The organism is Actinospineispora spinosispora DSM 44797, from assembly GCF_000429025.1.
Lineage (GTDB): Bacteria > Actinomycetota > Actinomycetes > Mycobacteriales > Pseudonocardiaceae > Pseudonocardia > Pseudonocardia spinosispora.
In genome coordinates this window covers 374,794-397,334 of sequence record NZ_KE386834.1, presented here as the reverse complement: position 1 = coordinate 397,334, position 22,541 = coordinate 374,794, and the positions used below count along the sequence as shown (strand labels likewise).

Sequence of the window (22,541 nt, the reverse complement as noted above, 5' to 3'; positions counted from 1 at the left end):
GCGGCGCACCAGCCGAAGCGGCGACCGCCGGGGTCAGGCCGGACAGATCGCGGTGGCGGTGCGACAGAGATCCACATGGCGACGCGACACGAGCCACTGTGTGCGTATCCCGTCTCCCACTTCGTCGAGAGTAAGCGCGTGCACCGGGGGCTTCAACCGCCAGCGGAATCTGCACGACCTCGGCACACCTGCTTGAAGTAACCGAATTTTGACTGTATTAGTTAGGTATGGCGACGAACCCGCAGCTCGTGAGCCGCCGCCACCTCGACTACAAGCGCACGGCCAGTGCCCTGTGTCGACGGGATCGTCAGACCTCATCCCACCGCTGACATCCCGTTCACCCTCAGGAGCTATAGCCATGTCCGTCATCAGTACTCAGCCTGCCGCCGCTCCGGTGTCGGCTGACAGCCGCCAGTTCCAGCGCCAGGCGATCACCGAGCACTTCCTCACCGCGCTGGAGGACGTCGTCTGGCGTTATCGAGCGTTGTCCAGAGGTGGTGAGCACGCCGACATCACCGCCGAGGTGATCACGGCGGAGGTCGCGCACCAGCTCTCGGTGGCGCGCTCCTCGCTGCGCCGCCACCCCGCCATCACCTGACCCCTCGTGAGTGCTGCGGCCGTCTACCCCGAAGGGGCGCGAAGCGTAGCCGGTCTACGCACTCACGACAGCTTTTCCGCCGTGAGTGCGTAGACCGGCTATAGGCGGCCGCAACACTCACGGACCCAACCGGACCACAGGCCTACCGCAGCATCGCCTGCATCTGGGCGATCTCGGTGCGCTGGGCGTCGGTGATCTTCTGCGCCAACGCCTTGGCCTCGGCGTCGCTGCCGTCGCGCAGCTCGGTCGCGGACATGTCCACGGCACCCTGATGGTGACCGATCATCATGGTCAGGAACTCGCGGTCGTACTGCGCGCCGGTCGCGGACTCCAACTGGTCCATCTGCTGGTCGGACATCATGCCCGGCATCGAGCCGTGGTTCATCGAGCCGTGGTCCATGCCGGCCATGTCGTCGTCGGCCTTCGGGACCGGGGCGTTCCACCGGGTCAGCATCGCCGTCATCTGGTCGATCTCCGGTTGCTGTGCTGCCTCGATCGCCGCCGCCAGCTGTTTGACCTGCGCCGACTGCGCCTTGGCCGGGGCGTCCTTCGCCATCTCGACGGCCTGGGCGTGGTGCGGGATCATCTGCTGCGCGAACGTCACGTCCGCCGCGTTGTGGTCGGGTCCGGCCGCACCACAGCCGCCGACCAGGGTGGCGACGATCAGGGCGAGCGTCACCGTCAGCATCTTTCGGGTGTTTCGAGTGATCTGCACGGGGGTTCTCCGTATCTGACGAGCGTTGGTCTGCACCGAAAGTCCGGTGCGGATCAGCGCCGCGAGATACAGAGCTCGGCGAGCCGCAGCGAGGTCGGCGCCGGCGGCGCACGCGGGCGGACGGACACGACCGACCCGAGTGCTTCCTGAGCGGGACGCACCTGGCGGCGGCGCAGCACCGCGAGCAGCATCGGCAGGATCAGCAGCGCGAGCCCGAACACCCCGAGCACCGCGAGGCACAGGTGCCCGAGCATGGACGCGCCGTCGTGCCCGCTGTGCCCGGGCATGTCTCCCGACTGGTCCGGCGCGTGGTGCGCCATCGAGTGGCTCGGCGGATGCGGGGCGCCGCGGTGATCCATGAGGCTGGGTCCCATGACGCTGTGCATGGCGACCACACCGGCGCCGATCACGAGGATCAGCAGCCAGCGCACAACGAGCGTCTGCCGGGCGGCCACGTCCCCACCGTACCCCCATGGGGTGTTCAGACAGGTGCCTCGGGGTTGGCGATCGACTTCTGCTCGGCGGGAACCCGGTGCGGCGCGAGCGGCCTGCGCACCGGTTGCGTCGGCGCCACCGACGGGTTCGCTGCCGGGGGCCGTCCCCAGGGATAGCCGTTGACCGGCAACCGGACGGTGAACGCGGTCCGGCCGGGCACGCTCTCCACCCCGACCCAGCCGCCGTGCGCGACGACCACGGCGTGCGCGATGGCCAGGCCGAGCCCGGTGCTGCCCGCCGCGCGCGACCGGGAGCTGTCGCCCCGGGCGAAGCGTCCGAACACGTGCGGGATCAGCCCGGGCGGAATGCCGGGCCCGTCGTCGAGGACCCTGATCACCGCTTCCATCGGGGTTCCGCTCAGCTCCGCGCGCACGGTCGTCCCCGGCGGTGTGTGCACCCGCGCGTTGGCCAGCAGGTTCGCCAGTACCTGGGACAGGCGCGCGGCGTCCCCGGTGATCGTGACGGCCTCGTCCGGCAGGCTCAGCGTCCAGCGGTGCTCCGGACCGGCCGCGTGCGCATCGCTCACCGCGTCCACCACGAGCTGGGACAGGTCGACGAGCTCGCGGGCCAACGGTCGCCCGGCGTCGAGGCGGGCCAGCAGCAGCATGTCCTCGACGAGCGAGGTCATGCGTTCGGCCTGCGAGCTGATCCGGCGCAGCGAGTGGGCGACGTCCGGCGGCATGCTGTCCTCGGCGCTGCGGCGGGTCAGCTCGGCGTAACCTCGGATCGCGGCCAGCGGCGTGCGCAGCTCGTGGCTGGCGTCGGCGAGGAACTGCCGCAGCTGCGTCTCGCTCGCCTGGCGTGACTCCAGCGCCGAGGCCACGTGCTCCAGCAGCTGGTTCAACGCACCGCCGACCTGCCCGACCTCGGTCCGGGGGTCGGTGTCCCTCGCCCCGACCCGCTCGGCGAGCGCGACCTCACCCCGGTCCAGCGGCAGCTGCGCCACCCGGGACGCGGTCCCGGCGACCCGCCGTAACGGGCGCAGCGCGGCGCGCACGATCAACCTGCTGATCAGGCCGGCCGCGATGAGCCCGCCGAGCGCCACCAGGATCTCGATCTTGGCGAGGTTCAGCAGCGTTTCGTTGACCGACCTCAGCGGCAGCCCGGTGACGTAGACGGTGCGGTCGGACTTCGCCACCGCGAACAACCGGTAGTCACCGAGGCCGTCGATGTAGCGGGTGTGCTGGTGCTTGTCCTGCGGCAGGTCGCGCAAGGTCTGTCGAGCGTCATCACCCAGCAGCTGCGTGACGCCGGACTTGTCGAGTACCCCTGCTTGGCGGACCTCGTCGTCGACGATGCGGGCACCGATCGTCTCCTCCGGCAGCCGAGGACTGTTCAGGAACCACGGGCCGTTGTCGCTCCCGTTGTGATCCCGCGAGTCCTGGTCACGGGGCGGACGGTGGTCGGCGGCCGCGAGGAGGTTCGTGGCGGTGCCCTGCAGCTGCCGGTCCTGCTGTCCGATCAGGTACTGGCGCAGCAGCACCAGGGATATCGCGCCGACCACCATCGACACCGCGAACAGCATCGCCATCATGGCGACCAACATCCGGGTACGCAGCGGCAGGGCGGAGGTACGGTCGCGCAGTCGCTCGACCAGTCCGCCCTTCGGCCGGATCATCGGGTGGGCGTCACTCCGCCGGACGCAGCGCATAGCCCGCGCCGCGCAACGTGTGGATCATCGGCGGATGTCCCGCGTCGATCTTCTTGCGCAGGTAGGAGATGTACAGCTCCACCACGTTGGACTGACCGCCGAAGTCGTAGTTCCACACCCGGTCCAGGATCTGGGCCTTGCTCAGCACCCGGCGCGGATTGCGCATCAGATAGCGCAGCAGCTCGAACTCGGTGGCCGTCAGGGTGATCGCGTCACCCGCGCGGTGCACCTCGCGGCTGTCCTCGTCCAGCGTCAGGTCGCCGACCACCAGCAGCGCGTCGGCGCGCACGGAGCTGCGGCCGGAGCGGCGCATGAGCGCGCGCAGCCTGGCCACGACCTCCTCGAGGCTGAACGGCTTGGACACGTAGTCGTCGCCGCCCGCGGTGAGCCCGGCGATCCGGTCCTCCACCGCGTCCTTGGCAGTCAGGAACAGGACCGGAACGTCCGGTGACTCGGCGTGGATGCGGCGCAGCACCTCGAGCCCGTCGATGTCGGGCAGCATGATGTCCAGCACCACGGCGTCCGGGCGGAACTCCCTGGCCAGCCGCACCGCGCTCAGGCCGTCGCCCGCGCCGCGCACGTCCCAGCCCTCGTACCGCAGCGCCATCGACAGCAGCTCGGTCAACGTGGCCTCGTCGTCGACGACGAGAACGCGCACCGGACTACCGTCCGGCCGGCGGAGCTGGCCCCTGCCCGCCTCGGAAGCCGCCGGTGCGTTCATGACAGCGCGCCAGGAGCGTGCTGAACAACTCCGGCCGTGGCGCGTGGCGGCCAGGTGACGTCATCGCAAGGCGCGCAGCCGGGCCGATACCGCTGTTGTATCGGCCCGGCTGCGCAACGCAGCGAGGGCGCCGCCTGGGCGTCACGCGGTAGGCCCGAGTTGTTCAGTGCGCTCCCCGGTGTCGGAGTGAGCCTCATCCTGGACATGATCTCACTATCAGCCGACGAACTATGAGAGTGGTGAGTGATTTCTGTGTGTCAGCTGTGGATGACACACAGGTAGGGGACGAGGCGGTACCGTCACCTTCGATGAGTACTTCGGTGCAGTCCGGAGCAAGCGTAGGTGATCTGCTGCGCAAATGGCGTCAGCACCGGCGGCTGAGCCAGCTGGACCTGTCGATCCAGGCGGACATCTCGACCCGGCATCTGAGCTTCGTGGAGACCGGCCGGTCGGTGCCCAGCAGGGACATGGTGCTGCTGCTCGCCGAAGAGCTGGACATGCCGCTGCGGGAGCGCAACCAGCTGCTGGTCGCCGCCGGTTACGCGCCGATCTACCCGGAGAACACCCTCGACTCGCCGCCGATGGCCGCCGTGCGGGACGCGGTGCGCCAGGTCCTGACCGGGCACGAGCCGTACCCGGCGGTCGCGGTCGACCGGTACTGGAACATGGTGGACAGCAACGGCTCGATCGCGATCATGCTCGACGGCGTGGCGCCCCAGCTGCTGGAGCCGCCGGTGAACGCGCTGCGGCTGAGCCTGCACCCGGACGGGATGGCGCCGCACATCATCAACCTCGGTGAGTGGCGCGGTCACCTGCTCAGCCGGTTGCGCCGCCAGGTCGAGCAGACGGCGGATCCCAAGCTCGTGGCATTGCTCGACGAGCTGACCGCGCTGCCCTGCGACGACGAGGTCCCGGCGATCGAGCTGCCCGGCCCCGGCGACGTCCTGGTCCCGCTGCGCATGCGCCACCCCGACGGCGACCTGTCCTTCTTCAGCACGGTGACGACGTTCGGCACCCCCCTCGACATCACGATCGCCGAGCTGGTCCTGGAGGCCTTCTACCCCGCAGACACGGCAACGGCGAAGATCCTCCGAGGTGAGGTCGCCTGACCCACCCGGGAACGGGCGGCACATTCCATGATCATGGCGGATAGACCATACTGGCGAGTAACTTCTGTGACGGGAGATCACCGTGGACTCAGCCGCCATCGAACCGTGGGATGCGCCGGATCGTGTTGCGCTGGCCGAGCTGGCTCGGACGTTCGCCGCGAAGGAGGTCGTGCCGCACGTCGAGGAGTGGGAGACGCTCGGCGAGCTGCCCCGTGAGCTGCACCGGGCGGCGGCGGACGTGGGGCTGATCGGCGCGGGGTTCGATGCGTCGCTCGGCGGCGACGGTGACCTGATCGACTCGCTGATCGTCACGGAGAACTTCATCCTGGCCGGCGCGCCCACGGGCGTGTGCGCGTCGCTGTTCACCCACGGGATCGCGGTGCCGCACATGGCCGCCTCGGGTGACGAGTACCTGATCGAGCGGTTCGTGAAGCCGACCCTGGCCGGGGAGAAGATCGGTTCGCTGGCGATCACCGAGCCGGACGCCGGTTCGGACGTGGCGAACCTGCGGACCCGCGCGGTCCGCGACGATGATCACTACGTCGTCAACGGCGCGAAGACCTACATCACCTCGGGTGTGCGCGCGGACTTCGTCACGACCGCGGTCCGCACCGGGGATCCCGGCTACGGCGGAGTGTCGCTGCTGGTCGTCGAGAAGGGCACGCCGGGTTTCACGGTCAGCCGCAAGCTGGACAAGATGGGCTGGCGTTCGTCGGACACCGCGGAACTGTCCTACGTCGACGTGCGGGTGCCGGCGGAGAACCTCGTCGGTGAGCCCGGCAGCGGGTTCCTGCAGATCATGACGCAGTTCGCGGCGGAGCGGCTGGCGCTGGCGGTCCAGGCGTACGCGATCGCGCAACGGTGCCTGGAGCTGACCCTGGACTGGGTGCGGCAGCGAGAGACCTTCGGCAGGACGCTGGCGAAGCGTCAGGTGGTGCAGCACAAGATCGCCGAGATGGCCCGGCAGACCGACGTGGCCCGGCGCTACACGCGCGAGATCGCGCTGCGGCACCTGCGCGGCGAAGACGTGATCACCGAGGTCGCGATGGCCAAGAACACCGCCGTGTACGCGTGCGACTTCGTGGTCAACGAGGCGGTCCAGCTGCACGGCGGCCTCGGCTACATGCGCGAGTCCGAGGTGGAACGGCACTACCGGGACGCGCGCATCCTGGGTATCGGCGGCGGCACCAACGAGATCATGAACGAGATCATCGCCAAGCGTCTGCTCCCCTGACCGCGAAACTCGTCCGGGAGAGGATGTCGAGAACGGTCCGCCGGCTCCGTCCCAGGGCCGAACCACACACCGCACCTGGAAGGGACCGCCACCATGGCCGTCGCAGAAGACCTGGACCGCGCCGTCGACTCACAGTGGGACTGGGTCGCCGAGCAGACCCGCGCCTACCTTGCCTCGGGTGGGACCGAGGGGCACGAGAACAACGGACTGCACGTGCTGGTGATCGCCACGACCGGCCGCAGGAGCGGGCGGCCCCGCCGCAACTGCCTGATCTACGGCCGCTCCGGTGACGACTACGTGGTCGTCGCCTCCAAGGGCGGCGACGACAAGGACCCGGACTGGCTCACCAACCTCCTGGCCGACCCGAGCGTCGGGGTGCAGGCCGGAACCGACCGGTTCACCGCTCACGCCCGGGTCGCCTCCGAGGCCGAACGCGCACCCCTCTGGACCCGGATGGCCCGGATCTTCCCGCTGTACGAGGAGTACGCGCAGAAGACCGAGCGGACGATCCCGATCGTCCTGCTCACCCCGGTGGCCTAGGCGCGGCTCAGCGGTCCGGCCGCCTTCACAGTGCGCAGGACCGGGGCGGTCTCCAGGTGGCGGATACCGTCCAGGGGACCGATCCGGTGCACCAGGTAGCGGTGCAGCGCGGCCGGGTCCGTGCACAGTGCGTCGGCCACCAGATTCGTCGGACCGGTGGTGGCGGCGACGAACGCCAGCTCCTGGTGTTCGGTCAACGCCGTCGCCACCTCGTCGAGACGGCCAGGGATGACCGACATCCACAGCAGCGCCTTCGTCGTGGCGCCGAACAGCGAGTCGTCAACCTCCAGGTCGTAGAAGAGCGCCCCGGACGCGCGTAGCTCGGCCATGCGGCGGGCGACGGTGGACGCGGACCAGCCGGTCGCCGAGGCCAGCTCGGCGTGCGTGGCCCTGCCGTCCCGCCCCAGCGCGGCGAGCAGGGCGTCGTCCGCCGAGGTCAGCGCACCATCGGCGTGGTCGAGCCCCGGCGTCAGGTCGCGCCGTTGCTGATCGGTCAGGACGTGCAACCGGCCCGGCCACGCGGTCGGGCCGCCGAGGTAGATGTGCAGGAGGTAGTGCGCGGACACCGCGGTCACGCTGGCCGCGCGCGGGATGTCGTGCATCAGCAGCGCGTGGTCGCTGTCGGCAGGGGTGTCGACGATCGCCACGATCTCGGTGCCACCCGAGGCGAGCTTCACCCACGACGTGTCCGCCCGTCTGGCCAGCGCGACAGCGAGGGTCTGCGCCGTGGCCGGGCTCGCGGTGAGCCGCAGCATCCACTGGGCACGGCCTGCCCGGTGTGGCCCGGCCAGCCCGACCACCCGGAGTGACGCCCGTTCCCGCAGCCGCTGGTAGCGGCGGGCCACGGTCTGCGTCGACACACCGAGCACCGATCCGATCCGGCTGAACGTCGCCCTCCCGTCGATGTGCAATGCGTGGACGAGAGCACGGTCCAGATCGTCGAGCATGAAGATATTCTGCATGGATCCGCCATAGATGGAAGAAATCTGCGAGTTCAGGCCGTCGGATGGATGTATCGGCTCGGCGGTCGCACGCTCTGCCCCAGTCAGCTGAGACAGAGGGAGAGCACATGGTTCACGTCGGTTCGAGAGTGCGTCATCGCTGGCGGTGGGCAGCGCTGGCGGCCCTGTTGGTCGCCGAGGCGATGAACCTGCTGGACACCACGATCGTCGCGGTCGCGGCACCGGTGATCCACGCCGGCCTCGGCGGTTCGATCGTGGACATCCAGTGGTTCAGCACCGCGTACACGTTGCCGTTCGCGCTGTTGCTGATCACCGGTGGCAGGCTCGGGGACATCGCGGGCCGTCGGCGGGTCTTCCGGGTCGGCGTCGCCGGTTTCGCGCTCGCCTCGCTGGCCTGCGCGCTCGCGCCGTCCTCGGGTGCGTTGATCGGGTTCCGGATCGTGCAGGGCGCCGCGGCGGCCGTGATCATTCCGCAGACCATCGGGTTGGTCAAAGCCATGTTCGACGGTGCCGAACTGTCCACCGCGCTGGGCAGTATCGGTCCGGTCATGGGTCTGGCGGCGGTGTGCGGTCCGCTGCTCGGCGGTGTGCTGACCCATGCCGACCTGTTCGGTTCGTCCTGGCGGGCGGTGTTCGGCGTCAACATCCCGTTGTCGTTGCTCGTGCTCGCGCTGACACCGCTGATCATCGAGGACCGGGCGCCGAGACGACCGGGGCTCGACCCGATGGGCACCCTGCTGGTGATGACCGGTTCCGGACTGGTCATCTATCCGCTGATCAGCGATACCGGATCCAGCTGGGCCGACATCGGTGTCGGGTCTCTGGTGCTCGTCGCGTTCGGGCTCCACCAGCGCCGAGCCACGCGACCGCTGATCGAGGTCAGCCTGTTCGTCGACCGCGCGTTCGCGGCCGCGCTGGTCACGTCCACGGTGTTCTTCGCCGTCACGTCAGGACTGACCCTGGTCGTGGTGCTGCAACTGCAGCTCGGTGCGGGCGCCGACGTCCGCGCCGCCGGGCTGAGCCTCCTGCCCTGGTCGGCCGGCATGGCGGTCACGTCGTGGGTGGCCGGCAGGTACCTGATCCCCCGGTACGGGCACCGCGTCATGTTCGCCGGGCTGGCCGTCCTGCTGGTGGGTCTCGGCGCGGCCGTCGCGGTGTACGCCATGGCCGCGCCGACCGGCTATCCGACGCTGCTGCTGCCCGCGCTGGGCGTGACCGGCCTGGGGGTCGGGCTGTTCAGCCCCGCGTTCTTCTCGACCGCGCTGCACCGGTTGCGGCCGACGGAGATCGGATCGGCGGCCGGTTTGATCAACGCGGTGCAGCAGCTCGGCGGCACGCTGGGCGTGGCTGTGCTGGGGAAACTGTTCTTCCGAGGCCTGGCCTCCGGCTCGGCCCTCTCCGGAGCCCAGCTCGCGTTCACGGTCGCGGCCGCGCTCGTCACGGCGACCTTCGCCACGGCGGCCCTGATGCGACCTCGCAGACCTTGATGTTGCGTCGCAGCATGTGGATCCCTGTGGGTCGCGCCTTCCTCGCAGAAAATCGGTGTGTCGAAACGCCCGACTCGCTGTGCTCAGACGCCCGACTCGCGGAAGGAACGGGCGCCGACATTGCGCGAGTCGGGGACGTGGGCACACTGAGTTGGCGGCGTGAGCACACAGGCTGCGGCGAAGGCAGATTCCGCGCACCACGCCGGGGCGCCGATCCCGTTCGCCCGTCCCCGGTCTTATTGTCGGATCAGACACTGCGGCGTCTGCGATGCGACACGACGCTCTGCGAGGTCGCCGGGTTCAGGACGTGTGCGCGGCCCAGGACTCGAGCATGGAGCGGGCTATCGAGACCGACGGGGGCATCAGCAACTGCTGGCCGCCCTGGGTGGTCCAGTCGCCTTCGGTGAGGGCGCCACGCAGCTCGGCGCGGGTCACCCAGAACGCCTCGGCGATCTCGCCGTCCGCCGGTACCAGCGGCTGGGCGGCGTCCGCGACCGCGGAGAAGCCGATCATCAGCGACCGTGGGAACGGCCACGCCTGGCTGCCGAGGTACCGGACGTCGGTGACGTCGACCCCGACCTCCTCGCCGATCTCCCTGGCGACACACGCTTCCAGGGACTCACCCGCCTCGACGAACCCGGCGAGCACCGAGTAGCGGCCGGGCGGCCAGACCGGCTGGCGGGCCAGCAGCACCTTGGCCGCGTCGCCCGAGCCGCCGTCGTGGACCAGGCAGATGATCGCCGGGTCCGTACGTGGGTACTCCTCGTGCGCGCACTTGTCGCAGACGCGCATCCAGCCGGCGTGCGTCGAGGACGTCGTCGAGCCGCAGCGGGCGCAGAACTGGGCGTTGTCGTGCCAGCCGAGCACCGCGACGGCCGTGACCATCAGACCGGCACCGGTGGCGTCCAGGTCACCGCCCCGGGTGCGCAGGTCCTGCCACTCCGACGGGTCGTCGCCGTCGATCAGCGACGGTGCGCCCCGCACCGCCCAGTAGGCGACGCCGTCCTGCTCGCCGAGCAGGCATGCTCCGGCCGGTGGTTCGGCCGCGACGTCGGTGCCCGACTTGGTGACGATCTGGAACGAGCCGTCCGCCCCCTGCCGGATCGGGGTGCGGGCCTTCTCGTCCACCACCAGCACGCGCGCCTTCGGCCAGCTCGACGCGAGCCGTTCGGCGTCCAGCCGCAACGGCTCCTCACGCGACACGGTCGCCCTGGACAACCGGGGCGGCTCGACCAGTTCGAAGCTCACGGCAGCTCGATCCCGCCGAGGGCGCGCATTCTCGGGCCGATGACCGACGCGTCGCCCACCACCACCCCGGTGAACGCCGTCGGGGTGAAGAACTCGGCGGCCGCTGCGGCCACCTGGTCCGCCGTCACCGCTTCCAGTCGCGCGGGATGTCCACGCAACCACTCGGCGTCCAGACCGACCCCGGCCAGGCCGGACAGCGTCGCGGCCAGGCCGGGCTGGCTGTCCAGCGAGATCAGCAGCGCGCCGATCGCGTAGCGACGCGCGGACTCGATCTCGGCCTCGGTCGGCGGCACGGCCGACAGCCGGGCCAGCTCGTAGCGGGTCTCCAGTACGGCGGCGGCGGTGACCTCGGTCGTCACGTCGGTCTCCACCGCGAGCGTCGCGCCGGACGGGGTGAACTCCAGGTGCGACGACGCCCCGTAGGTGTAGCCCTTGTCCTCGCGGATGTTCTCCATGAGCCGGGAGGAGAAGTAGCCGCCGAACACCAGGTTCGCCAGCTGGAACGCCGGGTACCTCGGGTCGGTGCGGGGCAGCGCGGCCGCGGCGAACCGCAGCTGGGACTGCACCGAGCCGGGGCGGTCCACCAGCAGGAAGTCACGCCCGGCGAGCAGCGGAAGCGGCGGCAGCTCGGTGGCGGTGCCGTCGGTCGACCAGCCGGCCAGCGCCTCACCGACCTGGTCGATCGCCCGCTCCGGCTCGACGTCGCCGACCAGGACCAGCGTGGATCCCTTCGGCAGCACCGCGGCGCGGTGCAGGTCGCGCGCCTGCTCCGGGGTGACGACCGCGACGTCCTCCGCCAGCGGCATCTCGCGCGCCACCGGGTGGTCGCCGTACAACCTGCGCTGCAGCGCCTCCCTGGCGACGGTGCGCGGCTGCGAACGGGCCACGGCGATGCGCTCGGCGAGCCGTTCCCGCTCACGCGCGAAGTCGGCCTCCGGGTAGGCCGCCGAGGTCAGCAGGTCGGCGAGCACGTCGAGCAGCGTCGGCAGACCGGGTGACAGCGCGCTGCCGGAGACCAGCAGCCGCTCCGGGTCGACCCCCGCGGCGATCTCACCGCCGATCGTGGCCAGCTCGTCGTCGATCTGGACCCGGTCGCGTTTCGCGGTACCGGTGAGCAGCGTCGACGCGACCAGCTCGGCGCGCGCCGGGTGGGTCTGCTCGGTGCCGGCGAACGGGATGCGCAGCCGCAGCTCGACCGTCGGGACGGTGCGCCTGGCCACCGCGACGACCCGCAGCCCCGAGGGCAGCGTGCGGTCCGCGATCTGCAGCTCGGCGCCGGTGCGCGGTCCACCCAGCGGCGGCAGCGGGCGCGGTCCCTGCTCGGTCCGTCCGATCTCGGCGGCGCTGCGGTGCTGCTTCTGTCCGGTTGCGGCCCCTGCCGTGACGGTCACTGCTGCTCTCCCGCGTTCGTGTCACTGTCTTCGGATGCGGCGGGCTCGATCACCAGGACCGCCCTGCCCTGGCCGCGCAGCGTCGCGGCCGCCTCGGCGACCTGCGCCGGGGTGATCGCGGCGAGCCGGGCGGGCAGCTCGACCGCGAGCTCGGCACGGCCGTAGAGCAGCTCCCGGGAGCCCATCGCCAACATTCGGCTCATGACCCGATCCTGCTCGTGGTACAGCGACGACGCCCACCGAGCTGAGATGCGTGCCAGCTCCTCGACGCCCGGCCCGCCGTCGACCAGCCGGTCCAGCTCCTCGTCGACGGCGCGCACGACCTGGTCGAGGTCGACGTTCGGCGGGTGGATGGCGGTCACCGTGAAGGTGTCCGGGTCGCGGGAGTCCAGCGGCGAACCGAACAGGCCGCAGCCGGCGCCGATGTCGGTGACGATGCCGTCGCCGTAGACCAGGCGCTCCTGCAGCCGCGCGGCCTCACCGTCGGTCAGCACCGAGCCGAGCAGCGTGTGCGCCAGGTAGGCGTCGACGTCGGTCGTCGGGTCGGGCAGCCGGTAGCCGAGCGCGAACGCGGGCAGCGGGGCGTGTGCGTCGGCGACCGACTGTCGCCGCTCGCCGGTCGGCAGCGGCTCGCCGAACGAGGGACGGGCCGGCACCGGTCGGGCCGGGATGTCGCCGAAGTGCTTCTCCACCAGCCGGATCGTCTCGTCGACCGCGATGTCGCCCGCGACGGTCAGCACCGCGTTGCCCGGCGCGTAGTAGCTGTCGAAGAAGCTCGCCGCGTCCTCGACCGTGGCCTGCTCCAGCTCGGAGAAGTCGCCGTAGCCGTTGTGCGCGTTCGCGAACGTGTCGTACAGGACCGGCGGCAGCAGAATCCACGGGAAACCACCGTAGGGCCGGCTCAGGACGTTGAGCCGGATCTCCTCCTTGACCACGTCGACCTGGTTGCGCAGGTTCTCCTCGGTCAGCATCGGCGCGCGCAGCCGGTCGGCCTCCAGGAACAGTGCCCGCTCCAGCGCGGCGGAGGGCAGGACCTGGAAGTAGTCGGTGTAGTCCTGGTGGGTCGAGCCGTTGAACACCCCGCCCGAGCCCTGCACGTGCCGGAAGTGCGCGAGCTTCTCCAGGCTCTCGCTGCCCTGGAACATCAGGTGTTCGAACAGGTGCGCGAACCCGGTCCGGCCTTCCGGTTCGGAGCGGAACCCGACGTCGACGTGCACCGAGACCGCCACCACGGGCGTACTCGGATCGGGCGCGAGCAGCACCCGTAACCCGTTGGGCAGGGTGAACCGGTGCAGCTGCGGAGTGACGGTCAGAGTCGGGGCACTAGACACCCTTGGACCCTAACGCTCTCCGGCTACCACCGCGGCGGTACCGCCGGTCACAGTGAGTAGCTCGCGGTAGCTGGTCGGGAACACCGCGTGCGGGATGCCGCCCGCCGCCCATACCTCGTCGTAGCTGGCCAGAGCCGTGTCGACGACGGTGCGCAGCGGCGCCGGGTGGCCCAGCGGCGCGACGCCGCCGATGACCTGGCCGGTCACCCGCCGGACGTACTTCGCGTCGGCGCGGCTGATGGTCGTCGCCCCGAGCTGGGCGGAGAGCAGGTCGGTGTCCACCCGGTGCGCGCCGGACGCGAGGACCAGCAGCGGTTCGCCGTCCGCGTCGAACACCAGGGAGTTGGCGATCTGCCCGACCTCGACCTCGAGCGCGTCCGCCGCGGCGCGGGCGGTGCTCACCGCGTCCGGCAGTACCCGCATCCGTTCGATGCTGCCGCTCGCCGCTCCTCCGCTACGCAGGGCGGCGGTCACGGCCTGGACGTTCGGATGATCAACAGAGGCACTCACGTACCCATCCGATCACACCCGGTCACCTCCCGTCACCGCGGTTGCCCGCCGCGCGCCCCGCCATGTCCCACCGATGGCACGAATGTGGCTTTAGGGACGCTGAACGTCCCTAAAGCCACATTCGTGCCCGTGAGCTGGGGTGGGTCAGTTGGATTTGGGCAGGATTCGTTGGGTTTGGGCCTTGAGGGTTGCGCCGTTGTCGGCCGGGGTGCCTTCGATCTGGACCCTGTCGCCCACCTTCGGCTGGGTCGTGAGGGCTGACGTGTCGACCGTCTGGGTCAGGCCGTCCGGCCTGGTCACAGTGGCGCTCGTACCGTTGAGCGCGGTGACCGTACCCCTGGCCGACGCGTTGAGTGCGCGGATGCCGATCGCGGTCTTGTCCGGCCCGACCCGCACCAGAACCCGGTCGCCCTGCTTCAGGTCGGTGACGGCTGCCTTCTGGACGCCGAACACCCTGGTCCGGTCGGTGGTGGTCACGGTGACCGGCGCGCCGCCGTCCTCGGTGACGGCGACGCTCGTGCCGTTCACCGACGCGACCGAACCGATCAGGGCGCCCGAGTCGCCCATGCGGCCCTCCTTGAACCGGATTCCCGGACCCCACCCGTGGCCGCCGCCCTCTTCCGCTCCGGGAGGGCCCCAGCCCTCCGGACCGCCGGGGGCACCGGGACCTTCGGGACCACCCGGCGCGCCGGGCATTCCGGGATGTCCCATCCCGTGGTGTTTCATCATCATCCGGTGCGGTCCACCGCCGTGGTGACCGGCCGCGAACCCGATGCCGCCGCCGATCACCAGGCCGACCAGCAGCACGCCGATGCCGCCGAGGATCAACCCTCCGCGCCCGGTGGGCCGCCAGCGTCGCGACGCCGGTGCGGCGGGAGAGACCGTGGCGGCGGGCTCCGGCGTGGCCTCTGGCTCGGTCCTGGGCTCGCCGACGTTCTTGGGCTCTTCCGGCTTCGGGGGTTCTGTCGTGCTCATGTGCGCTCCTTCTCCTGCTGTCTTCCTCCTGGTCGACGGTCCACCGAAAAGCTGTGCGCGTCCTGAGTAATTCGGCCTCTGACGGCAACCTTCAGCTGATCTTCAGCCACGCCGGTCCTGCCCGGCGCCCCGCTCGGCGCAGAATGGCCGGGTGAGCGAGCAGGCGAGGGTGCTGGTGGTCGAGGACGCCGAGGCGATCCGGGCCGCCGTGCTGGTCGGGCTCACCGACGCCGGGTTCGGGGTCACCGGCCGCCCGGACGGCCGGGAGCTCGAACGTGACCTCGCCCAGTTCCGTCCGGACCTGGTGGTCCTCGACGTCATGCTGCCCGGCAGGGACGGTTTCGCGCTGCTGGACGTCGTGCGCAGGCACAGCTCCGCCGGCGTTCTGTTGCTGACCGCGCGGGACGGGATCTCCGACCGGCTGCGCGGCCTGCACGGCGGCGCAGACGACTACCTGGTCAAGCCGTTCGTGCTGGCCGAGCTGGTGGCTCGGGTGACAGCGGTGCTGCGCAGACTGGGCCGGACCCCGACGCTGGTCGAGATCGGAGACCTGATGATCGACGGCGCCACGGGCACGGTCCAGCGGGGCGGGCGACCGATCGAGCTGACCGCGACCGAGCATCGGCTGCTCGCCCACCTCGCGGCGCACCGCGAGCAGGTGCTGAGCAAGACACAGCTGCTCACCGCCGTGTGGGGCTACGAGGACTTCGACCCGAACCTCGTCGAGGTGCACATCTCCGCGCTGCGCCGCAAGCTCGGTGAACCCCGGCTGCTGCACACGGTGCGCGGCATGGGCTACGTGCTGCGCGCCGAAGCATGAGCAGACCGGGGACCGCCGACGACGCACCCCGCCTGCGCACGGTGTCGCTGCGACGACGGGTCGTCGTGTACAGCCTGGTCGTGCTGGGCATCGTCCTGGTGCTGGTCAGCGTGCTCGCGGAGGTGTTCGTCGGTATCCAGTCCCGCGCCGATCTGGTGGGGCGGCTGCACGAGCGGGCGATCCTCGCCGACCAGCTCGCGGCGCAGCGTGTCGCGCCGGACGACCTGCTCGACCGGCTGGACGGCCCCGGTGTGCAGGTCCGGCTGGTCACCCCGGACGGCACGGTCTACGGGGTGCGCCGCGGCAGGCCGCACCGGGGCGCGCCGGGCCCACCCGCCCCGCCGCCGCCGATGGACATGCCGCCCGGCGGCCCGGCCGACGAGGGACCGCCCTGGGCAGTCCGGGCCCCGGGCTCCGGGCCAGTCCTGCGCCGGACGCTGGTCGACGGTTCCCGGCTCGCGCTGTTCGGCGACTCCGACGAGCTGACCGCCATCCAGCGGCGGCTCAGCAGGCTGCTGGCGATGCTCGGTGTGGGCGGCCTGGCGATCGCCGGTCTCGCGCTGCTCGCCGGGACCCGCATGGCACTGCGTCCACTGGACACGATGACCGCGTTGGCCCGCTCGATCGCGGCGGGAGACCGGGGCAGACGGCTTGCCCCCACCCGTACCGACACGGAGCTGGGCCGGACCGCGTCGGCGTTCGACGACATGCTCGACGCGCTGGAGGGCGCAGAACGTCAGGCCCGCGCGGCCGAGGCGACCGCCCGCGCGTCCGAGGAACGGACCCGGCAGTTCGTCGCGGACGCCGCCCACGAGCTGCGGACGCCGATCACCGGACTGCGCGCGGCCGCCGAGGCGGCGCTGAGCAGCAGAGCGACCGGCGAGGAACGAGACCGGCTCCAGCTGCTGCTGATCAGGGAGGCCGGCAGGGCGGGACGGCTCGTCGAGGACCTGCTGGCGATGGCCCAGATCGACGCCGGTCTGCGGCTGGTCCGCGAACCGGTCGAGCTGCGCGGTCTGGTGGAGGCCGAGGTGGAGAGGCTCCAGCTGCTCGCGCCGAGTCTGTCCGTGCACATCGTCGGGCCGGGAGTGACCGTGTCCGGCGACCCGCAGCGCCTCGCCCAGGTGCTGGCGAACCTGCTGGACAACGCGCGCAGGCACACGCCGTCCGGTGGGCAGATCACCGTGACGGTCGCTCACGCCGACCCGGACATCGCCACCGTCCGGGTCACCGACAGCGGGCCGGGCGTCCCCGAGGCCGATCGTGAGCGCATCTTCGACCGGCTGGTCCGGCTCGACGAGGCCAGGAGCCGCGACGCCGGTTCTCGCGGCATGGGTGGCGCCGGGCTGGGGCTGGCCATCGCCCGGGGCATCGCCGTGGCGCACGGTGGCACCCTGCGCTGCACGGACGACTCGGTGTTCGAGCTGACCCTGCCGACCGTCAGTCGGTCCTGACCACGAGTGTCTTGGCGGCCATGTCGCCGAGCCGCTGGTGCCTCGCCGTGGAGGCGATCAGGATGAGCCCGATCAGGCCACCGTCGATGATCAGCAGCAGCCAGCGGATCGTCAGTGCACCCATGGTCGGCCGGCCACCCTCCTCGGTGACGATCCGCAGGTTCGTCCACTGCATCGCCGGTGTCTGACCGTTGTGCTTGATCGGCCACCACGCCTGCGACGCCCAGGAGGCGACGGCGAGCAGGAGGTACATCAGGCCGCCGAGGATGAACGTGGCCGTGGGGTCGAGTCCCGCGATGCCCGCGCCCACGACGATCCCGATGCCGACGAGCGCCAGACCGAACAGGACCAGGCCGTCCAGGATGTGCTGCCAGCACCGCTTGCCGAGCACGTCGGTCGGGTCGCCCTGGCTCGTCGCACCCGGGTAGCCGTAGCCCGGCGGGTACTGCTGCATCGCCGGGTAGGGCTGGCCGGCGTACTGGTTCTGGCCCGGGTACTGGGGCTGGCCGGGGGGCTGGGGCTGACCTGGGTACTGAGGTTGGCCTGGGTACTGAGGTTGGCCTGAGTACTCAGGTTGGCCTGGGTACTGAGGTTGGCCTGGGTACTGAGGTTGGCCCGGGAACTGGGGCTGGGCCTGACCCGGGTACTGCGTCTGGCCGGGGAACTCGGCCTGGCCCGGGTACGGGGCCTGACCGGGGTACTGGAACTGGCCTGTCGGCGCGGCGAACGGCTGGCCGGGGTGAGGCTGGTGCGGCGGCGGGAACGGCTGCTGTGCCGGCTCCGGGTACGGCGCCTGGGACGGGTACTGGGCCTGGCCCGGGTAGGGCTGGCTCCCGTACTGCGGCGGACCAGCGAACTGGGCCTGCCCGGGATAGCCCTGCGGAGCGCCCGGGTACGGCGTCGGTGCCCCGGCTTCGACGCCCTGGGTCGGGTAGTAGCCCGGAGGGGGCGGGGGGTAGGCCTGGCCCTGGTACTGCTGCTGCTCCTGATGCGGCTGGTCGGCGGGGGTCGGCTCGGGCCGCTCCTGCGGGTTCGTCATAGTGCCGAAGACTTCCAGTCGAGAGGCGATCCGGGCAGCCGAATCGCGGAACCGGCACGAAGTTGGCGCCTCCGCCAATCGCTGTGGACACCGCGCCGCGGCCGTTGTTAGTGTCACCGCTGTGAACAGCCCCGAGGCGTCTAGAGCCTAGCCACCGGTGATCCGGTGGCCAACGGCATTCGTTCTCGTCGATCGTTGGCATCACCGCCGCCGCGCCGCGCCCTGTTCACTTCTCCCGCTGAGCCGGGATCGATCACCGCGCCGTCGTCTCGGCGCGGGCTCGGAGCGTCTTCTCATGCCATTCGCTGTGTACATGCTCGGGTTGGCCGTGTTCACCCAGGGCACCTCGGAGTTCATGCTGTCCGGTCTCGTCCCGGGCATCGCCAGGGACATGCACGTGTCCATTCCCGCCGCCGGCTCGCTGACCTCGGCGTTCGCCGTCGGCATGGTCGTCGGGGCGCCGTTGATGGCGCTGTTGAGCCTGCGCTGGCCGCGTCGGCGAGCGCTGGTCGGCTTCCTCGCGGCGTTCATCGCCGTCCACATCCTCGGTGCGCTCACCGAGAGCTACGCGATCCTGCTCGCCACCAGGGTCGCCGGGGCGCTGGCCAACGCGGGTTTCTGGGCGACCGCCCTGGCCACCGCGACGACGCTGGTCGCGCCGAACCTGAAAGGCCGTGCCACGTCGATCGTGGTCAGCGGCGTGACCGTCGCGTGTGTGGCCGGCGTGCCCGCCGGGGCGCTGCTCGGCGAGCTGTGGGGCTGGCGGTCGGCATTCTGGGCGGTCGCGTTGCTGTCGGTGCCGGCGGTGGTCGGGATCCTGCTGGCGGTACCGGCGGAGACGCCCGGTGCGGCCGCCCCCGGTGCCCGCCACGAGCTGCGGGCGCTGCGTAACCCCCGTCTGCTGACCTACCTGCTGCTCGGCGCGCTGGTCAACGGTGCGACGTTCTGCACCTTCACCTACCTGACCCCGCTGCTCACCGAGGTGACCGGGATCGGTTCCAGGTGGATGCCGGTCATGCTGGCGTTGTTCGGGGTGGGCTCCTTCCTCGGGGTCACGATCGGCGGACGGCTCGCCGACACCCGCCCGATCCCGCTGCTGGTGACCGGCGGGGCGGCGCTGACCCTGGGTTGGTCGCTGTTCGCGCTGACCGCGGGCAGCACGGTGACGACCGTCGTGGGTGTCCTCGTGCTGGGGACGCTCGCGTTCGCCACCGGCTCGACGCTGATCTCTCGGGTGTTCTACCTGGCCACCGAGGCGCCGACGCTGGCGGGTGGCTTCGCCACGGCCGCGTTCAACGTCGGCGCCACGGTGGGCCCGCTGCTCGGTGGCGCGGCGATCACCGCGGGCTTCGGCTTCCGCGCGCCGCCGTGGGTGAGCGCACTGCTGATGGCGCTGGCCCTGCTGACCGCGGCAGCGGCGCACGCGCTGCACCGTCTGCGCGGCCGCACACCGCTCCAAGCCTGACACCGCGCACCTCCCGTCCACACCGCGCGCCGCGCACAGCGCGCGGTGTGGACGTACCGTGCGCGGCGTCAGCTGCCCTCGGGCGGGGTGACCTTCTTGACGTAGAGGAGGCGGTCGCCGTGCTCCAGGGCGTCCACCGCGGGCGCGTCCACCCGGTGCAGCGTGACGCCGCGGACGACACCGAGCACGATGTCGGACAGGTGCCTCGGCGAGCCGCCGACCTCGGACACCTCGATGTCGCGCTGCGCGATCGAGAACCCGACGTCGGGCGTGATCAGGTCCTCGATCACGTTCACCACGTTCGGCGTCGTGGTCGCCATGCCGAGGAGCCGCCCCGCCGTCTCCGAGGAGACCACCACCGAGTCAGCGCCGGACTGGCGCACGAGGTGCACGTTCTCCGTCTCCCGCACCGACGCGACGATCGTCGCGTTCGGCGCGAGCTCGCGGGCGGTCAGGGTGACCAGCACCGCGGTGTCGTCCCGGGACGGGGCCACCACGATCGACGCCGCACGTTCGGCGCCGGCGGCGCGCAGAACCTCGGACCGGGCGGCGTTTCCGCTGACCGTCACGAGGCCGCGGTTGCCGGCCAGGCGCAGACGCTCCGGATCCGTGTCGACCACGACGATGCGCCCGGGGTCGCCGCCGTCGCCGAGCATCGTGTCGATCGCGGCGTTGCCCTTGGTGCCGAAGCCGACGACCACCACATGGTCACGCACGCGGGACCTCCATCTCTGTGCCTTGAACGCCTGCCGGGAACGCTCGGTGAGCAGCTCCAGGGTCGTACCGACCAGCACGATCAGGAAGAGCAGCCGCAGTGGCGTCACCACCAGGATGTTGATCAGCCTGGCCGAGTCCGTCGCCGGGGTGATGTCGCCGTAGCCGGTGGTCGACAACGAGACCGTCGCGTAGTAGATCGCGTCGAGCAGCGAGATGCCGTCCTCGTTGAGGTCCCGGTAGCCGTCGCGGCCCAGGTAGACCACCGCGACGGTGACCGCCAACGCGAAGGTCGCCACGCCGAGCCGTCGGGCGATCGCGGCGGCGGGGCTGGTCCCCCGGTCCGGTAGCCGGATGGACCCGGGCAGCGTCGGCTCCACCTGGTGTCGGGGCGCTGTCACCCGGACAGACTAGAGGTGTGACTCCCGGCGTGGCCCGGCGACGGACCGGGTTTCTCGGTGAGACGCTGACTACATGGCCTCACGTCCCAGCCCAGCGGCAGCCATGTCGGGTTTTCTCACCGTCATGGGCATCCTGCACTTCGTCGCGCCGAAGCAGTTCGACGCGATCGTCCCCGAGTCGCTGCCCGGCGGCCACCGCACCTGGACCTACCTGTCCGGGGTGGCCGAGCTGGGGGTCGCCGCCGCGGTCGCGTCACCGCGGACCCGGCGCACCGGTGGCCTGCTCGCCGCCGGACTGTTCATCGGGGTCTTCCCGGCGAACGTCAAGATGGCGATCGACTGGTCGGACCGCCCGCTGTGGCAGCGCGCGCTCGTCTACGGGCGGCTGCCGCTGCAGATCCCGATGATCCGGTGGGCGCTGAAGGTCCGCCGCGAAGCCTGAGTATCAGGACTGCACGACGACGTTGGCCTGCTCAGCGCCCTTCTTCAGGGTGTCCAGCCCGAACGCACTGACCGCGTCGAGCGCGCCGGAACCGATGACGCCGTGCTCCTGCGCGTGCCCGGCGCCCCAGGCCAGCAGCTCCGCGGTGATGGCGTAGCCGTCTGGCGCGGTCAGCAGAACCCTGGACAGCAGGCCACCGGACGCGTCGTAGGCCTCGCTGACGAAGTACGACGTGGAGCTCGCCAGTGCCGCCGCGCTCGGCTCCTCGGACGCCCGCGCGACGACCTTGCCGGCCGCCGCGGTCAACGCCCTGGCCGCGGGCGGGAACTTGGCGAGCAGCGGCGTACCCCGGGATCCCAGGTGCACCGCGCGGCTGGCCGGGCCGAACCAGCCCAGGTACGTGTCGACGTCGCGCAGTCGCGGCGCGACGCCGGTCGCGGCGAGGCGAGGCAGCGCGAACTGGTCGGTCGCGCCGATGCTGACCCCGGGGCGGGCCCTGCCTGCGACCTGGAACGTCCGGTACCTGCGGCCGGCTGGCTCGTCGACGAGCGCGCCGTCGCGCCAGCTGTACATCGGCTCGAGCAGCACGCCGACCAGCGAGTTCAGCGTGCCCTTGGAGAAGCCCTGGCCACGGCCGCCGGTGATGAAGTAGCCGATGTGCACCGACGACGCGGCGACGCCCGCCTCGGTGAGCGCGAGCGCCCCGGCGAGCGTGCCGGGCACGTAGTCGTTGCCGAACGCGGTGATCAGTGCCGCACCGGTGCGGGCGGCGGCCGGTCCGTGGTGTTCGAAGACACGCCGGACGAACGGCGGCTCACCCGTCGAGTCGAAGTAGACCGCGCCGGCGTCGACCGCCGCCGCGACCACCGCCTCGCCGAGCTTCTGGAACGGTCCGACCGTGCTGACCAGCACGTCACCGCTGTCGATCAGCGCCCGGACCGAGGCCGGGTCGGTGGCGTCGGCGCGCGCGGTGGACAACCCGCCGAGCCGCTGCGCGATCGTGTCCAGCCGGGCCTTGTCCCGCCCGGCGAGCACCGGTTGCAGACCCCGCCTGGTCATCGCCTCGGCGGTGCGCGCACCGGTGTACCCGGTCGCGCCGAACAGCACGATCTTCGAACTCATGGCCCGAGCTTAACGGCCACCCACCCTGCATCCGCTCGCACAGAGCGCCGCTCACCACCAGACCTTGATCACCACCGTCTGAGGGCTGTTTTCGGGCCCGGAAACAGCCCTCAGACG

Annotated in this window: 23 protein-coding genes; 9 read left to right on the top strand and 14 right to left on the bottom strand. The window is 71.1% G+C overall.

Annotated features, from left to right (window positions below; all coding sequences use genetic code 11):
- Positions 1–33 precede the first annotated feature (33 nt).
- Positions 34–318, bottom strand: coding sequence for a putative leader peptide (locus G406_RS59880; RefSeq protein ID WP_425414652.1), 285 nt, complete (start codon positions 316–318; stop codon positions 34–36).
- 40 nt (positions 319–358) lie between these two features.
- On the opposite strand from G406_RS59880, the gene G406_RS0131325 reads away from it, so the two are divergent.
- Entirely contained in the window at positions 359–598 is a 240-nt protein-coding gene (locus tag G406_RS0131325) for a hypothetical protein (protein ID WP_028936861.1), read from the top strand.
- A gap of 142 nt (positions 599–740) precedes the next feature.
- Here G406_RS0131325 and G406_RS0131320 read toward each other — a convergent pair whose 3' ends face one another.
- From G406_RS0131320 to G406_RS0131305, 4 genes are read right to left on the bottom strand one after another with little or no spacing between them, the layout of a single operon-like run.
- Positions 741–1,313 carry a DUF305 domain-containing protein gene (locus G406_RS0131320; protein ID WP_245607279.1) on the bottom strand — a complete coding sequence of 191 codons (573 nt, stop codon included), beginning with the start codon at positions 1,311–1,313 and terminating at the stop codon, positions 741–743.
- Between the two features lie 53 nt (positions 1,314–1,366).
- Positions 1,367–1,768, bottom strand: coding sequence for a DUF6153 family protein (locus G406_RS0131315; RefSeq protein ID WP_028936859.1), 402 nt, complete (start codon positions 1,766–1,768; stop codon positions 1,367–1,369).
- A 26-nt stretch (positions 1,769–1,794) separates the two neighbouring features.
- Positions 1,795–3,426: a sensor histidine kinase gene (locus tag G406_RS51035; protein WP_084216566.1), complete on the bottom strand. Its 1,632-nt coding sequence runs from the start codon at positions 3,424–3,426 to the stop codon at positions 1,795–1,797.
- A gap of 10 nt (positions 3,427–3,436) precedes the next feature.
- Positions 3,437–4,180, bottom strand: coding sequence for a response regulator transcription factor (locus G406_RS0131305; RefSeq protein ID WP_028936858.1), 744 nt, complete (start codon positions 4,178–4,180; stop codon positions 3,437–3,439).
- A gap of 308 nt (positions 4,181–4,488) precedes the next feature.
- Here G406_RS0131305 and G406_RS0131300 point away from each other — a divergent pair, with 308 nt between their 5' ends.
- The 3 genes from G406_RS0131300 (at position 4,489) to G406_RS0131290 (ending at position 7,063) form a co-directional block, all read left to right on the top strand.
- Entirely contained in the window at positions 4,489–5,289 is an 801-nt protein-coding gene (locus G406_RS0131300) for a helix-turn-helix domain-containing protein (protein ID WP_028936857.1), read from the top strand.
- An 82-nt stretch (positions 5,290–5,371) separates the two neighbouring features.
- A complete protein-coding gene (locus G406_RS0131295; protein ID WP_051342936.1) occupies positions 5,372–6,523 on the top strand; it encodes an acyl-CoA dehydrogenase family protein in 1,152 nt (383 codons plus the stop codon).
- Positions 6,524–6,616: 93 nt separating this feature from the next.
- Positions 6,617–7,063, top strand: coding sequence for a nitroreductase family deazaflavin-dependent oxidoreductase (locus G406_RS0131290; RefSeq protein ID WP_028936855.1), 447 nt, complete (start codon positions 6,617–6,619; stop codon positions 7,061–7,063).
- On the opposite strand, the gene G406_RS0131285 is transcribed toward G406_RS0131290, so the two are convergent.
- Positions 7,060–8,010 (bottom strand): Lrp/AsnC family transcriptional regulator, encoded by a 951-nt coding sequence (locus G406_RS0131285; protein ID WP_028936854.1) that lies wholly within the window; start codon positions 8,008–8,010, stop codon positions 7,060–7,062. The two genes, G406_RS0131290 and G406_RS0131285, sit on opposite strands and share 4 nt — an antisense overlap.
- A gap of 122 nt (positions 8,011–8,132) precedes the next feature.
- Here G406_RS0131285 and G406_RS51030 point away from each other — a divergent pair, with 122 nt between their 5' ends.
- On the top strand, positions 8,133–9,512 hold the full coding sequence (locus G406_RS51030; RefSeq protein WP_037079429.1) for an MFS transporter: 1,380 nt from the start codon (positions 8,133–8,135) through the stop codon (positions 9,510–9,512).
- A gap of 300 nt (positions 9,513–9,812) precedes the next feature.
- Here the strand turns inward: G406_RS51030 and nudC are convergent, their stop codons facing one another.
- From nudC to G406_RS57425, 5 genes are all read right to left on the bottom strand, one after another.
- A complete protein-coding gene (gene nudC, locus G406_RS0131275; protein WP_028936853.1) occupies positions 9,813–10,760 on the bottom strand; it encodes an NAD(+) diphosphatase in 948 nt (315 codons plus the stop codon).
- Positions 10,757–12,151 (bottom strand): M16 family metallopeptidase, encoded by a 1,395-nt coding sequence (locus G406_RS0131270; RefSeq protein ID WP_051342935.1) that lies wholly within the window; start codon positions 12,149–12,151, stop codon positions 10,757–10,759. The genes nudC and G406_RS0131270 overlap by 4 nt, the downstream gene beginning before the upstream one ends.
- Positions 12,148–13,482, bottom strand: a complete 1,335-nt coding sequence (locus tag G406_RS0131265) for a M16 family metallopeptidase (protein WP_084216501.1) — start codon at positions 13,480–13,482, stop codon at positions 12,148–12,150. The genes G406_RS0131270 and G406_RS0131265 overlap by 4 nt, the downstream gene beginning before the upstream one ends.
- Before the next feature lie 9 nt (positions 13,483–13,491).
- Complete coding sequence (locus tag G406_RS0131260) at positions 13,492–13,992, bottom strand: YbaK/EbsC family protein (RefSeq protein ID WP_028936850.1); 501 nt, start codon at positions 13,990–13,992, stop codon at positions 13,492–13,494.
- Between the two features lie 144 nt (positions 13,993–14,136).
- Complete coding sequence (locus G406_RS57425; RefSeq protein WP_037079428.1) at positions 14,137–14,967, bottom strand: DUF5666 domain-containing protein; 831 nt, start codon at positions 14,965–14,967, stop codon at positions 14,137–14,139.
- Positions 14,968–15,118: 151 nt separating this feature from the next.
- Between G406_RS57425 and G406_RS0131250 the strand changes: the two genes are divergently transcribed.
- Together G406_RS0131250 and G406_RS0131245 are read left to right on the top strand one after the other, a co-directional pair.
- Positions 15,119–15,787 carry a response regulator transcription factor gene (locus G406_RS0131250; protein ID WP_028936849.1) on the top strand — a complete coding sequence of 223 codons (669 nt, stop codon included), beginning with the start codon at positions 15,119–15,121 and terminating at the stop codon, positions 15,785–15,787.
- Positions 15,784–17,241 carry a HAMP domain-containing sensor histidine kinase gene (locus G406_RS0131245; protein ID WP_037079426.1) on the top strand — a complete coding sequence of 486 codons (1,458 nt, stop codon included), beginning with the start codon at positions 15,784–15,786 and terminating at the stop codon, positions 17,239–17,241. Before G406_RS0131250 ends, G406_RS0131245 begins: the two co-directional genes overlap by 4 nt.
- On the opposite strand, the gene G406_RS54720 is transcribed toward G406_RS0131245, so the two are convergent.
- A complete protein-coding gene (locus G406_RS54720; RefSeq protein ID WP_028936847.1) occupies positions 17,228–18,280 on the bottom strand; it encodes an RDD family protein in 1,053 nt (350 codons plus the stop codon). The two genes, G406_RS0131245 and G406_RS54720, sit on opposite strands and share 14 nt — an antisense overlap.
- A gap of 295 nt (positions 18,281–18,575) precedes the next feature.
- On the opposite strand from G406_RS54720, the gene G406_RS0131235 reads away from it, so the two are divergent.
- Complete coding sequence (locus G406_RS0131235; protein WP_028936846.1) at positions 18,576–19,745, top strand: Cmx/CmrA family chloramphenicol efflux MFS transporter; 1,170 nt, start codon at positions 18,576–18,578, stop codon at positions 19,743–19,745.
- Positions 19,746–19,813: 68 nt separating this feature from the next.
- On the opposite strand, the gene G406_RS0131230 is transcribed toward G406_RS0131235, so the two are convergent.
- Positions 19,814–20,860 (bottom strand): potassium channel family protein, encoded by a 1,047-nt coding sequence (locus G406_RS0131230; protein WP_028936845.1) that lies wholly within the window; start codon positions 20,858–20,860, stop codon positions 19,814–19,816.
- A 73-nt stretch (positions 20,861–20,933) separates the two neighbouring features.
- Between G406_RS0131230 and G406_RS0131225 the strand changes: the two genes are divergently transcribed.
- The gene (locus G406_RS0131225) at positions 20,934–21,302 is read left to right on the top strand and encodes a DoxX family protein (protein ID WP_028936844.1); all 369 of its coding nucleotides are present in this window, start codon (positions 20,934–20,936) and stop codon (positions 21,300–21,302) included.
- A 3-nt stretch (positions 21,303–21,305) separates the two neighbouring features.
- Here G406_RS0131225 and G406_RS0131220 read toward each other — a convergent pair whose 3' ends face one another.
- Entirely contained in the window at positions 21,306–22,424 is a 1,119-nt protein-coding gene (locus tag G406_RS0131220) for a saccharopine dehydrogenase family protein (protein WP_028936843.1), read from the bottom strand.
- Positions 22,425–22,541 lie beyond the last annotated feature (117 nt).